Source organism: Actinoplanes sichuanensis, assembly GCF_033097365.1.
Taxonomy (GTDB): Bacteria; Actinomycetota; Actinomycetes; order Mycobacteriales; family Micromonosporaceae; genus Actinoplanes; species Actinoplanes sichuanensis.
Genome location: NZ_AP028461.1, coordinates 4,297,275 through 4,310,257 on the forward strand (window position 1 = coordinate 4,297,275; position 12,983 = coordinate 4,310,257).

11 protein-coding genes are annotated in these 12,983 nt (G+C 69.5%); 7 read left to right on the forward strand and 4 right to left on the reverse strand.

The window, feature by feature from the left end:
- Window position 1 precedes the first annotated feature (1 nt).
- The 4 genes from Q0Z83_RS19795 to Q0Z83_RS19810 form a co-directional block, all read right to left on the reverse strand.
- A complete protein-coding gene (locus Q0Z83_RS19795; RefSeq protein ID WP_317795433.1) occupies window positions 2-658 on the reverse strand; it encodes a hypothetical protein in 657 nt (218 codons plus the stop codon).
- The gene (locus Q0Z83_RS19800; RefSeq protein WP_317795434.1) at window positions 655-3,096 is read right to left on the reverse strand and encodes a hypothetical protein; all 2,442 of its coding nucleotides are present in this window, start codon (window positions 3,094-3,096) and stop codon (window positions 655-657) included. Before Q0Z83_RS19800 ends, Q0Z83_RS19795 begins: the two co-directional genes overlap by 4 nt.
- Window positions 3,093-3,407 (reverse strand): WXG100 family type VII secretion target, encoded by a 315-nt coding sequence (locus tag Q0Z83_RS19805; protein WP_317795435.1) that lies wholly within the window; start codon window positions 3,405-3,407, stop codon window positions 3,093-3,095. The genes Q0Z83_RS19800 and Q0Z83_RS19805 overlap by 4 nt, the downstream gene beginning before the upstream one ends.
- A gap of 733 nt (window positions 3,408-4,140) precedes the next feature.
- Complete coding sequence (locus tag Q0Z83_RS19810) at window positions 4,141-6,321, reverse strand: MMPL family transporter (protein WP_317795436.1); 2,181 nt, start codon at window positions 6,319-6,321, stop codon at window positions 4,141-4,143.
- 155 nt (window positions 6,322-6,476) lie between these two features.
- On the opposite strand from Q0Z83_RS19810, the gene Q0Z83_RS19815 reads away from it, so the two are divergent.
- From Q0Z83_RS19815 to Q0Z83_RS19845, 7 genes are all read left to right on the forward strand, one after another.
- Complete coding sequence (locus Q0Z83_RS19815; RefSeq protein ID WP_317795437.1) at window positions 6,477-7,652, forward strand: sensor histidine kinase; 1,176 nt, start codon at window positions 6,477-6,479, stop codon at window positions 7,650-7,652.
- Entirely contained in the window at window positions 7,627-8,289 is a 663-nt protein-coding gene (locus Q0Z83_RS19820) for a response regulator (RefSeq protein WP_317795438.1), read from the forward strand. The genes Q0Z83_RS19815 and Q0Z83_RS19820 overlap by 26 nt, the downstream gene beginning before the upstream one ends.
- A 253-nt stretch (window positions 8,290-8,542) precedes the next feature.
- On the forward strand, window positions 8,543-8,941 hold the full coding sequence (locus Q0Z83_RS19825) for a DUF1707 SHOCT-like domain-containing protein (protein ID WP_317795439.1): 399 nt from the start codon (window positions 8,543-8,545) through the stop codon (window positions 8,939-8,941).
- A gap of 390 nt (window positions 8,942-9,331) precedes the next feature.
- Window positions 9,332-9,988, forward strand: a complete 657-nt coding sequence (locus Q0Z83_RS19830; protein WP_317795440.1) for a 3'-5' exonuclease — start codon at window positions 9,332-9,334, stop codon at window positions 9,986-9,988.
- Window positions 9,989-10,313: 325 nt separating this feature from the next.
- Window positions 10,314-11,117, forward strand: coding sequence for a 2-oxo acid dehydrogenase subunit E2 (locus Q0Z83_RS19835; protein WP_317795441.1), 804 nt, complete (start codon window positions 10,314-10,316; stop codon window positions 11,115-11,117).
- Window positions 11,104-12,426 (forward strand): cytochrome P450, encoded by a 1,323-nt coding sequence (locus Q0Z83_RS19840; RefSeq protein WP_317795442.1) that lies wholly within the window; start codon window positions 11,104-11,106, stop codon window positions 12,424-12,426. The genes Q0Z83_RS19835 and Q0Z83_RS19840 overlap by 14 nt, the downstream gene beginning before the upstream one ends.
- Complete coding sequence (locus tag Q0Z83_RS19845) at window positions 12,413-12,967, forward strand: hypothetical protein (protein WP_317795443.1); 555 nt, start codon at window positions 12,413-12,415, stop codon at window positions 12,965-12,967. Before Q0Z83_RS19840 ends, Q0Z83_RS19845 begins: the two co-directional genes overlap by 14 nt.
- Window positions 12,968-12,983: the final 16 nt, after the last annotated feature.

The window sequence follows — 12,983 nt, forward strand, 5'->3', positions numbered from 1 at the left end:
GTCAGGATTGGTGCTGGGCCCACTTTGTGCACTCCGCGCCGTACTGGTCCGTGCGGTCGACGGCGTTGTCGATGAGGCGGTCGGTGAGCCAGCGTCGTTCGCCGTCGCCGGTCTGCTCGTAATTCAACACGTACGATTCGAGGTTCGCGCGGTTGTGGGGAACCTCGGTGACGCCAGCGTCGCGCCAGTGGCCACGATCGGTGCAGAACGTCACCCTGGCCTGGTCGGTGCCGGTCTTCTCCACGCCCATCGTCTTGACCCAGAGTGGGCCGCTTGACGGCTTTGCATTGTTGGTGACGTCGGCGAACGGCGCCAGGGATTGCTGGTAGAACCGGTCGGTGAACAGGAACCGGCCGATGGGCACGATCTCGGTCCAATCGGTCGAGCTGCGCTCCCAATACCAGAGAGCAAGGCTGCGCCGGGCGGCGAGGACTTCCTCGGATTCCGGTTCCTGAGGTTTCTCCCAGTTGATCGGTGCGTTCGCGGGCCCGTCGATCGGCAGTTTCCGGTACGCCTCCTCAAGAGTCATCGAGGACGCGGTGCTGCCGGGGTCGCTCGATGCGGACACGCCTACGTTGGAGGGTTCGTCGGAGTCGGTACACCCCGCCGTCACCACGACCCCCAACAGGGTCAAGACCACCGCAGCACGCCGCTTCACTTCGACACCTCGCTCTTCCAATCGCCCAGTGTGGTCCGGGTCCACTCGTAGCCGCCCTGGTACGAGTCTCCGGCATCGACCGCGGCGCTACCCAGCGTGCTCTGTCCAAGTCCGCCTTTGTAGGTCTGCCAGTCCTGGTAGTTCTCGTCGGTCCATTCACTGATCGGTTTCGGGTGGCCGTCCTGGATCAGCCCGGTCGGCAGGCCCTCGAGTTTGCCGCTGTTGTAAAGCGCGACCTCGGTGAGGTCGACGGCGGTGGTGTGGCCGGCGCCGAGCGTGGTGCCGACGTCGTAGGCGACGCGGCCGGTGTTGTCGATCTTCGCGCCCTTCTCCAGGTCTTCCATGATGTTGCCGGCGAAGCCGTTGATCACGTCACTGGCGCCGGGGACCTTCGCGGTCGCCGCTCCGACCACGCCCTCGACCAGCGGGCCGATGACCTTGTACCGGTCCTCGACGCCGTCGTTGTGCTGTTTGTCGAGGTCGGCGCTGGTCGCGTGCTGCGCCTCGGCGGCCCCGAAGTCGATGGCGCCGAGCACGCTGCCGTAGTTGCGGGAGACGACCTCCATCGAACGCAGGTTGCCGTTGATGTCGTCGTTCGGGTTCTGCCGGCCGGAGAGGATCTCGTCGTACTTGGCAGCGGCGTACACGGCCTCGGCGTTCGCGACCGTCTGGTGGGCGCCCTGGTCCTTACCGATGTCCGCCAGGAACCGGGTCAGATCAGTGCGATTGACGTCGAGGGTCTGATCGGTCACCGTCCGACTGTCGGCGATGTTGTGATTCACGTCGGCGATGTACGCCGAGACGATGTTGCCCATCGAGTCGCGCAACTCCGGGTGGATCAGATTGTTCTTACGGAACTCGACGGTCTGGGCGTCCTTGGACGGGTTCTCACCGTTGGCGTAGCCCTTGGCCTGCTCGTCGGCGCTGGTCTCGTAGATGATCGCCTCCACGAGGCGCCGCGCGTCCGGCCCGGGAGTGTCGGTCGCCGCGCGCTCAAGCGCGATGCCGAACTTGTCCAGCGAACCGTTCTTGTACTCGTCGCCGTTGGCCATCAGTTCGGCGGTCCAGCCCGGCCCGCCCGGCACGTCCGCGGTGGCGTTCCAGTCCCGATCGGTGAGCAGATAATCCAGCCGCGGCAGCCGACCGCCCTCGGGGCCGTCGCTGCTGAGGTGGGTGACGCCGGTGAGCAGGTCCCGGGTGGCCTCACCGTTGCGTGACAGGGCATCCATCAGCGGGTTGACCGGGTCGTAGCCGGCCGGTGCCTTGTCGTCGTCGTGGTCCACGGTCCAGTCGAGGCGGATATTCTCCCCACGGGCCTCGGTCCACAGCGCGCCGTCCTTACCCTGCTGCATCTCGAAGTCGATGATGTCCCCGCCGACCGTGGACAGGAACCCGGAGTCGAAGCTGTTGTTACGCAACAGCGGGCCGAGCAGCTGATATCCGTACACGTCGTTCACGGCCAGGGCCGGGCTGTCCGGATCGACGATGTCCATCTTGCTGCGCCCGGCGGCCATCAGGTCGCTGACCCACTGGCTGGACAGCTCGTACTGCCCGGGAATGTAGGTCTCCCCCCGCAGACCCGTCGTGGTCCCGGTCTCGGCGGTCGCGGTGCTCAGCATCATCCCGAGACCATTTTGAAGATCCTGCACCATGTACGCGGTGTCGCGGCTGAACAGCATGCCGTCGGCGTCCTTGCCGAGCTGGTCGGTCTGCAAGGTCGCCAGCCTTCCGGACAGCTCCAGCAGCCCCTTGGGGCCGAGACCGTTGAGCACGTCGTGCGCGAAGGCCGGGTCCTTGCCGTACACCTGCACCAGCGATCGCAACTCGTCGAGTTCCGCAGCCGTCGGATCGTACGCGGGGTCCTTGATCTTGTTAGCCAGCTCCTGCGCCCGCGTTATCTTGCTCGGCGGGGTCGTCCCGAAGCCGTTCTGCGGCGACGGCACGTTGCCCTTGATCGTGGCCGCCGTCGCATCGTCCTGTGATCGCGCGTAATCCACTAACAGTCGCAGATCGTTGAGCAGCGCGCCCGTTTCCCGGCCGGTGCGGTCCAGGTTGCCACCCGTGTACGCCGACGCGGGTGCGGTGATCGACATGGTCGCCGTGTCGACGGTGTAGCCGGCCTGCCGCGCCGACGCGACGATCTGCTCGGCCTGCGTCCGGTAACCCTGCATCGCGTACGCGTGCTGATCGAACGCGTCGGCGAGGCGCTTGGCCGGCAGATAGGTGTTGTCCGCCTCGGCCCGCAGCTTCTCGCCCTTCTCCATCGCCGTAGTGGAGCCGCGGCCCTGCGGCCACGCCCCGTCCAGGTCACGGGTGCACCGGGTCAGGTCCTCCGACGCGTCGTCGATCCCTTGAGCCAGCCGAGACCAGGATTCGGCCGCGGAATGCCACGGCCCGGCGTCGAAGCCGAGCAGATCCTGCAACGTCAGGCCACTCATCGTCCCGTCCCCGCCCCGCTGCGCCGCAAACCGTCAGCGTTCGCCTGGTCGGTGGCCCGGTAGTCCTGCGCGGCAGTGATCAGACTCGTGCCGTACTCCTCGACGCGGCCACTGAGCCCCTGTAGCGCGACCAGCCATACCTGTTGGGCTTCCCGGGCGGCGGTCGCAGCGTCGGAGCCCGGCTGCGCAGCGGGCGACAAACCGGGGCCAGCCGCTCTCACCGTCTCCCGCAGTGTCGTGGCGAGGTCGGCAACGTTCTTTCCGACACCGCGCAGCACCTCGACATCGACCTCTAGGTTTCCAGGTTGCACCGGTAATCCCCTCCCCCGAGGAACCTCACGGCCGCCGGCGCCGTCACGCCCGACTCACCACGGTCCGCGCCAAGCAGTGGAACGATCCAGCACTGCACCCATGCTGCGACCTCGACGATCCCCTTGGCACCTGACCACCTTCGATACACGAAGAGGCCAGGGTCTCCGACCTCAACGAACCAGGCAACCCCGCTGTCGGAAGATGGATCTACCGTACGGGGCCGCCACGAGCCTCGAAGTGGTGAACACCAACGGCAGGTCACAGGTTCAAACTTCTTCCCCCGGTGCGCCGGGTCGCTATCCTTGGCCAGGCCTGACCCTCCGCGAAGCCCCCGCGATAGGTCGAGCATCTTGCGGCAGGCGTCGGCGCGCGCCACGTCACTGATCGCCTGCCTTGCTTCGCTGGTCAACGTGCGCCATTCGAGCAGGTCGGTGTCCATCATCTCCGGGTTCAGACGGTAACGATCACCATTGCGGACGACTCCGCGATCCTCGAACGGCTGGGCACAGGCGGAACGACAGATGGCGATTCGGGCCCAAACCGCGACCGCCAGGCCGAAATGGCCCTCGCCGCGGTTCCCGCCGCGCCGGGTCATGTCACCCGGCCCAGGGTGCCGCGGCACTGATCGCCGAGGTCGTCGGCCTGACCGGCGCCGGGAACCCGGCTCGATGAGACATTGCCGGCCGCGGCCGACACCCGGCCTGGGCATCCAGGCCGGGCTCGCCGCCGGGATCAGCGCAGCGCGGCGACGACCAGGCTCGCCTCGGGGGCGAGGTCGTCCGTGTCGCCGCCGTCCGAGCTGCGCGGCAGCAGCCGGTCCAGCCAGGACGGCAGCCACCAGTTGGCCCGGCCCAACAGGGTCATGGTCGCCGGGACCAGCACCATCCGGACCAGCGTGGCGTCGACGAAGATCGCGGTGGCGAGGCCGAACCCGAACATCTTGGTCGACGGGTCGTTCGCGACGGCGAACGACAGGAACACCGCGACCATGATCAGGGCGGCCGAGGTGATGACCCGGGCGCTGCTCGCGATGCCTCGTACGATCGCCGTCGCGTTGTCGCCGGTGCGCAGGTACTCCTCGCGGACCCGGGACAGCAGGAAGACCTCGTAGTCCATCGACAGTCCGAACAGGATCGCGAACAGGAACATCGGGATGAACGACACGATCGGCACCGTGGATTCCAGTCCGATCAGCGACGCGCCCCACCCCCACTGGAACACCGCGACCATCAGGCCGTAGGTCGCGCCGATGCTCAGCAGGTTCAGCAGGACCGCTTTCAGCGGCACCAGAACCGATCGGAAGACCAGCAGCAACAGTACGAACGACAGCGCCAGCACCGCGCCGATGAACAGCGGCAGACGCTGGCTGGTCCGCTCCCCCACGTCCGACAGGCTGGCCGCCGCACCGCCGACGTGGGCTTTCGCCGGTCCCTGACCGACCGCGCCGGGCAGTACGTCGGCGCGCAGGCGGGCGACGGTGTCGGTGGTGGCCTTCTCCTGAGGTCCGGTGGCCGGGATGACCACCAGGCTCGCGATGCCGGTGGCCCGGTCGATCTGGGCCGGCATGACCGAGGCGACACCGGGATCCGCGGCGACGGCCGTAGCGAGCCGCTGCACCACACCAGGGTCGGCGGCGGCGTCGACCGCGATGACGATCGGCCCGTTCGCCCCCGGTCCGAATCCTTCGGCGACCAGGTCGTACGCGCGGCGCTCGGTGCGGCTCGTCGGCTGCGCCCCGTCGTCGGGTAGGCCGGCCCGCAGGCTGAACACCGGCAGGGTCGCGAGCACCAGCAGCCCGGCCGCGCCGACCGCGTACACAACGGGATGCCTGTTGACGTGCTTGATCCAGCGTTGCCATCCCCCGCCGCCGGCATCGGGTCGGCGGGCGAACCGGTGGACCCGGGTCAGGCGGCGCCCGGTGACCCCGAGGAAGGCCGGCAGCAGCGTCACCGACGCCACCACCATGATCGCGACCACGAGGGAGACGGCGATGCCGCCCATGGTCATGAACGGCACGTTCGCGGCCGCCATGCCGAGGATCGACACGACGACGGTCGCTCCGGCGAACAGCACCGGCCGCCCGGCGGTGGCCACCGCCCGTCCGGCTGCCGTGTGCGGGTCGACGCCGCGGGCCAGGTACTCGCGGTGCCGGGCGAGCACGAACAACGCGTAGTCGATGCCGACCCCGAGCCCGACCATGCTGCCCAGCACCGGTCCGAAGGTCGGAATCTCGGTCACCGACGCGAGTACGGTCATGAGGCTGACGCCGACGGTCAGCCCGAACAGTGCCATGCCGATCGGCAGTGCCGCGGCGATCAACGAACCGAACGCCAGGAACAGGATCGTCGCGGCGGCGAGCAGGCCGACCAGTTCCCCGATGCCGGCGCCGGCGTCGGAGAACGCGAAGAACAGGTCCCCGCCCATCTCGATGCGCAGCGGCAACTCGCCGCGCATCCGGTCGCCGAGGCCGACCAGAGCATCCAGGTCGGCGCCGGACAACTCGCTCTGCTCGGGGTACTGCACCCGGATCACCGCGATCCGCCCGTCCGCGGAGACCAGGCCGCCGGACTCGACGTCGCTGGTCGACAGCACGTGGGGCAGGGCACGTACCTCGGTCTGCAGACGCAGCAGAGCGGTACGGGCGGTGCCGTCGGCCAGGAAGGTCGCCCCGGCGTCGGTCGGGGTGACGACCACCTGGGCGGTCATCCCCTGTTGCCCGGTTCCCGCGCGTTCGAGCAGCTCCGCGGCGTAGCCGGAGTCGAGCCCCGGCGCGGTCATCGAGTCGGCGGTCTTGCCGCCGGAGGCGGCCGCGGCGGCGACGGCGATCATCGCGGTCAGCAGCCACAGCGCGATCACCCGCCAGGGGCGGCGTGCGGCCCCGGCACCGAGCCGGAAGAGGGTTCGGGAAAGCATCGGATTCTCCAAGTCGTCGGCGTCGATGACGAGAGTCGTCGTGATGCCGTCGCACGGGATCGGCCCGTGAGCCGCCGTTGCGCCGGTCCCGGAACCGAGCAGCGCACCGTTCTTTCGGCCGATGTGCGATCCCGGCCGATCCCTAGGCTGAAAAGGTGCTGCGAGACGACCTGCGAGCCTTCTGGACCGAACCCCGGCCACCCGACGCCCCGGTCCGGGTGTGGCGCGACTGGGTCCTTGTCGTCGCGGTCCTCTCCGGTGTGGTGTCGGAGGCCGTGCTGCGTACCGATGTCGTCTGGCTGCCGGTGGCCGTGACCGAATCGGTGTGGTTGTGCGTGCTGACCCTGTGGCGGCGGACCCGCCCGCTGGCGGTGGCCGCCGCCGGCTTCGGCTCGATCATCGTGCTGCAGGTGCTGTCGGTGGTCTTCGCCGCGCCGGAACCGGTCGGGCTGTACTCCGCGCTGGTCGTGCTCATCCTGGTGTACGCGCTGCCGCGCTGGGGGTCGGGACGCGAGATCGTCTCGGGTGGTGCGCTGATCCTGACGACCTTCGTGCTGTCGGTGCTCACCGATGACATCCCGGTCGCCGATCAGATCGGCGGCTTCGTGTTCCTGCTCATGCCCGCGGTCGTCGGGGCGTCGGTACGGTTCTGGGACGCCGCCCGCGAACGGCAGGTGGAACGGGCCCGGTCCGTCGAACGCGAGCGGATCGCCCGGGAGCTGCACGACACGGTCGCCCACCACGTCTCGGCCATGGTGATCCGGGCCCAGGCCGGGCGGGTCGTCGCCGCCACGGATCCGGCCGCCGCCGTCGTGGCCCTCGAAGGGGTGGAGGAGGAGGGTGCGCGCACGCTGGAGGAGATGCGTGCCATGGTCGCCGCGCTGCGCGACAGCCGCACGACCGGCGCCGACCTCGCCCCGCAGGCCGGTGTCGCCGACCTCGGCCGCCTGCTGCGCTCGCACGCCGGTCATCTGCGCGTCGACCTGGATCTCGACGGCGAGTTGGCCTCGCTGTCGCCGGCCGTGGACGCCGCGGTCTACCGGATCGTGCAGGAGTCGGTGACCAACGCGATGCGGCACGCGGTCGAGGCCACCGAGGTGGTGGTCCGGGTCGTCGGAGAACCCCGGCGGGTACGCGTCACGGTCACCGACGACGGTGCCCGCACCGGCCGTGGCCGCGCCGGATACGGTCTGACCGGGCTGCACGAACGGGCCGCCCTGCTCGGCGGGCGGTTACGGGCCGGTCCGGGCACCGACCGTGGTTGGCAGGTCGAGGCCGAGTTACCCAAGGGAAGGACGGACGGCCGTGTCCATTCGCGTCCTCGTCGCTGACGACCAGGCCGTCATCCGTACCGGCCTGCGGGTCATGCTCGACGCCCAGCCCGATGTCGAGGTCGTCGGGGAGGCGTGCGACGGGCGTGAGGCCGTGCGGATGGCCCGCGACCTGCGGCCCGACGTCTGCCTGTTCGACATCCGGATGCCCGAGTTCGACGGTTTGCAGGCCACCCGGCTGTTGGCCGGTCCCGGCGTACCCGATCCGATGGTCGTCGTCGTGATCACCACGTTCGACCTCGACGAGTACGTCTACGGCGCCCTGCGCGCCGGTGCCCGCGGTTTCCTCCTCAAGGACGCCGGGCCGGACCTGCTGGTCCAGGCCGTGCGGTCGGCCGCCGCCGGAGACGCGCTCATCGCTCCGAGTGTCACCGTGCGCCTGCTGCAGACGTTCGCGGACGTGCCGACCGGCCGGCCCGCCGTCCAGCCGATCAGCCCGATCACCGCCCGCGAGGACGAGGTGCTGCTCGCCGTGGCCCGGGGCCTGACCAACACCGAGATCGCCGACACCCTCTACATCAGCCTCAGCACCGTCAAGACGCACCTGGCGAGCCTGATGGCCAAGCTCGGCGCCCGCAATCGGGTCGAGATCGCGATGTGGGCCTACGAGACGCGCCGGATCATCCCCGCCACCTGATCCCGATCCGGTAGCCGACAGCCCGCCCGAGGAACGGCCACCAGTGCGCTACGTGCCGAGTCGATCGCCGCACGCCGAATTCCGGTCGAATGGCCGGTCCCGGGCAGGGATGTATCTATGACCGACGACGTGCGTAACGACGGCTGACTCCGGCCGACCCACGAGAGGCTCCGATCGGCCGATGGAGCCCGTCGAGCAGCGGGTTGTGCGGCGCCGGGTCGATGGTTGGGATCGGCTCGCTACCGTGGCGGCCATGAGCGAGGTGAAAAGGTCGAACCTACGGATCGGCGCACCTGAACGAGCCCTGGCGCGGACCGCTCTGGAGCAGCACCTGACCGATGGGCGCATCGATGGCGGCGAGTTCGAGCAACGGCTGCTGGCCTGCGAGACGGCTCGGACCCGATCCGAGATCAGGGCGGTCTTCGCCGATCTGCCGGACCCTCGACCCGACCTCAAGACACCTGCCGACGAGACCTACGACGAGGTCGGCATCACCTCCGGATGCATGGTGATCATCCTGGGCGTACCGGCCGCGATCCTCATGGGTGTCGTGTACGGAGCCTGGTGGTCGGTGGTGGTCGCCGTCGCGATCGCCCTACTGATCGGGTTCGCAGCAGAGCTCGTGGCGGAGTGGCTACGGCGACTGAGGTAGAAAGCACGGTCTCCGTGTTCGTTACCGCGTCGCGCCGCCATGCACGAGATGGTGAAGGTCGCACAGCCGCCGTCAACCGGAGCGGCGACGACCCCGCCCCCGTTACCTTTCTGATCGTCCCCGATGGGAACTGCTCGGTCGCTCGGTCCGGTATGACTTATCGCCCCTATCGTTCGCATGATCCCGGAGATGTTGTCGCCGGGCCGGGTGGCATCGGCGGACCGCTGATAGGGACCCGGCCAGTGCGCCACGAGGCGCTGTTGTCACTTCGGGTTCGACACGCCCTGGGACCTCGATGAAGGACCACATCTGGACCACCCGCCTCGTGAGGAACACCTTCGCGCTCGCCGCTCGCACCGAGGACGACTGAACGCCGGTACGGTCAACGCGGTGACCACCGAAAACCCGCCCTGGCACACCGTCAACCTGGTCGCCCTCGACCTGGAAGGCAGCGGCGCCCAGGAACGCGACCAAGAGCAGATCCTCGAGATCGCCGCGGTCCGGCTGCTCGACGGACACCCGGACATGGCCACCGCCTACACCACCGGCATCGATCCCGGCCGCACGATTGCCGCCCGGCCGTGGATCTCCTCCGGGCTGGCCGGCACCGCCCTGCACGGCCAGCCCACCCTCGACGACATCCGCCCGGCCCTGCTCCCCCGTCTCAACAGCGCCTGGCTCGTCGGCCACAACATCGCCGTCGACTGGCGCCTGCTGCACCGGCACCTGCCCGACCTGACCATCGCCGGCCTCATCGACACGATGCGCCTGGCAAAAGCCGCCGCCATCCCCGGCAAACTCGGCCTCACCGACCTGCTGACCCATCTCCAGCTGATGACCGCCGTCACGGCCGCAGCCCCAGGCAGCCAACCTCATCGAGCGCTGTGGGACACCACGGGCGCCGCACTACTGCTCCCCGCCCTGATCCGTCGCCACTTCACCACCACACCGACGCTGGAGCAACTGACCGCCGTCGCCGCGATCCCCGCCACGCCCGCACATCCAGCCGCCCCGGGTACGGATCCGCGACCGACCCTGTTCGATTGAAAGGCCCTCGCGGCGCCGGACGCCATCTGACAGGCGCCCGATGACCAGCACCCCGACTCGAACCTTCACCATCGGCGGACCTGCCGGTCCGGCGCCTCGGCTACGGCATGATGCAGCTCACCGGCCCCGGCCATCACCGCCGACGGCTGGTTCACCCTCTGGACCGGGCGGGCCTGCACCGGCCATCCGACGGTGACCTACGACGCCACCGACGACCTCGGCAAGCTCGGTCGCGGCGCAGCGGTCACCTCGCTGTACGTCGCCGCGCGTTGATCTTTCGTCGATCACTTCACTGCACCATCTCAGGGATGAAGGAACAACCGGCGTGAGCGACGCCTTCCGCGACGCACCCTGGCCGCGCATCCGGGAACTGGTCGTCGACGTGCTCACCGTTGCCGCCCGCACGCACACCGGTTACGGGCTGATCGAGGTCGACGTCACCGCACCGCTCGCGCGGATCACCGAGCTCAAGTCACGGGTGCCGGGCGGTGTCTCGTTCACCGCCTACCTCACCTATTGTCTGGGCCGCGCCGTCGCCGCCCATCCGGACGTGCAGGCCTGCCGTTCAGGCGGGCGCCGGCTCGCGATCTACGACGATGTCGACGTCAACACGCTGCTGGAGAGGATCAAGCCGGACGGCACGTCCGTACCGGTGCTCCACGTCGTGCGCGACGCGGGCCGCAAGACCTTCGCCGAGATCAACGCCGAAATGCGCGAAGCGGTCCGCGACGACCTCCACGATCACCCGGCCGTGCGCCGGCGCAGGCAGATCCTGCGACTGCCCCGGCGCGCCCGGCGGCTGGTCTGGTGGTGGCTGCGCCGCGACCCGGTGCGCCGCAAGCGGCAATACGGCACGGTCAGTCTCTCCAACATCGGCGCGGCCCTGGGCGCCCGCCCGTCCTGGGGACTCGCGCCGTCGATCCTGCCCTGCTCGGTGATCATCGGGGGCATCTTCGAGCGGGTCGGCTGGCACGACGGGCAGGCGCGGCCGCGACAGGTGATGAGCGTGACCGTGGTCGTCGACCACGACCTGATCGACGGCATGCCGGGCGCCCGGTTCGCTGAGACGTTCGCCGGCCTGCTGGAACGCGGTGCCGGACTCGACGAGGTGCTGCATGGGCGGCGTTGAACGGCGGTCCGTCGCCGAACTGCGAGCCGATCTGCTCGGCGTGCAACGGCGGCTGCTGAAGACCCACGACGGCTTCGTACGGCTACGCGTTCTCCGGCGAGTCTTCACGCTGGTGTCCCGGCCCGACGTGGCGCACCGGATCCTGGTGTCCGGCGCCCCGGCGTACCGTCGCGGATTTCAGCACCGCAATCTGGGACTCACCATCGGCAAGGGCCTGCTCGTCAGCGACGGCGACGTCTGGGAGCGGCAACGACGGCTGACCCGGCCGGTTTTCGAGCGTGCGGTTCTCGGCCGGGTGGTGGACATCGCCGCCGAAGCCACCGGGGCACTGGTCGACCGGTGGCTCGAGCAGAGCAGCGGGCCGGTGGACGTCCTCGACGAGATGCGCCGGCTGTCGCTGCGGGTCATCAGCCTGGCCGTCTTCGGCGCCGAGCTGCCGGAACAGGCCGGTATGTTCATCGAGACGGCACGAGTCTCGCTGGCGGTGGCGTCGCGCCGCAACATCCTGCCGCTCTCGTTGCCGCTGTGGGCGCCCACCCGGCTGCACCGGCGCAGGCGTCGGTGCCTGGCCGAGGTCGACCGGTTCGTGTACGCCCGGATCGACGAACGGCTGGCCGGGGACGGGCACGACGACATCCTCACCCGACTGATCCGCGGCTACGGCGACCAGGCGCAGGCATCGCGCCGGGAGATACGCGATCAGGTGGTGACGCTCTACTTCGCCGGCTTCGAGACGACGGCGGCGGCGCTGACCTTGACCTGGCTGATGCTGGGCGAACACCCGCGGGTGGCGGACCGGCTGCGGACCGAACTCGTGGCGACCCTCGGTCACCGCCACCCCACCTACCCGCAGCTGAGCCTGCTCACGTACACCCGCAACACCCTCAAGGAATCGATGCGCCTGCGGCCACCGGTCTACACGGTGCCCCGGACCGCCACCGCGGACGAGCGGATCGGGGATGCCCATGTCCGCCGAGGGGACGACATCGTCGTGGCGACGCATGTGCTGCACAGCTGCCCCACCATCTGGGAGGCGCCGCAACACTGCCGGCCGGACCGATTCGAGCCCGGAAGACTCACCGTCGAGCAGCGCCGGGCCTACCTGCCGTTCGGGGCGGGCCCGCGCCGGTGCATCGGCGAGAGCTTCGCGATGGCGACGATGATGACGGTGCTCGCGGTCGTGGCCCGCCGCGTACGGCTACGCCCCCGCGACGGCCGTCCGGTCGTCCCCGCCACGGAGGTCACCCAGTTCCCCGCGAACGGCCTGCCGATGCTCGTCGACCCGCTGGTGCCGGATGCCGCCCGCTGACCTGCTTGACACCGGGGACATCGCCGCGGTCGAACGCTACGAACGGCACTTCTATCAGGCGTACACCCGCCTGACCGACAACCGGCTGGTCCGCCGGATCTGGATCTTCGACGACGAACGACAGCGGGTACGGACCTCGATCCCCTACCGCGACCAGGTCGTCTATCAGTGGCGCCCGGCTCCCGACGCCGAGCCCGGCTGCTATCTCGCGGTCAACCTCGAGGTGAAACGGGCGTTCCAGTCCGCTCACTACGGTTTCACTCCCGAGCCCGGTGAGACGTGCTGCGAGTTCCTCAACGTGATGACCGCGTCGCCGGTGCCCGCGGGACGGCTGTTCGCCGGGTTCATTCGCGACGTCGGCATGCGTGACCTCGTGGACCGGGGGTTCGACGTCGCCTACGGCACCTGCACCCGCCGGCTGCTCGCTCCGTACCTGCGGCTCGGCGCGCAACACGCCGCCGCTCGAACCATCGACGGCGAGGAACGTCACCTGTTGCGCTGGCCGATCGGCGAGCTGACCGCCCGGTCCGGCCGCGGATGACCGGCTGCGCCTGATT

What these genes read in the sequence shown, in the direction of transcription:
- Q0Z83_RS19800 (WP_317795434.1), bottom strand. Translation starts at nt 3,096, where the DNA reads ATGAGTGGCCTGACGTTGCAGGATCTGCTCGGCTTCGACGCCGGGCCG.
- Q0Z83_RS19810 (WP_317795436.1), bottom strand. Translation starts at nt 6,321, where the DNA reads ATGCTTTCCCGAACCCTCTTCCGGCTCGGTGCCGGGGCCGCACGCCGC.
- Q0Z83_RS19825 (WP_317795439.1), top strand. Translation starts at nt 8,543, where the DNA reads ATGAGCGAGGTGAAAAGGTCGAACCTACGGATCGGCGCACCTGAACGA.
- Q0Z83_RS19840 (WP_317795442.1), top strand. Translation starts at nt 11,104, where the DNA reads ATGGGCGGCGTTGAACGGCGGTCCGTCGCCGAACTGCGAGCCGATCTG.
- Q0Z83_RS19845 (WP_317795443.1), top strand. Translation starts at nt 12,413, where the DNA reads ATGCCGCCCGCTGACCTGCTTGACACCGGGGACATCGCCGCGGTCGAA.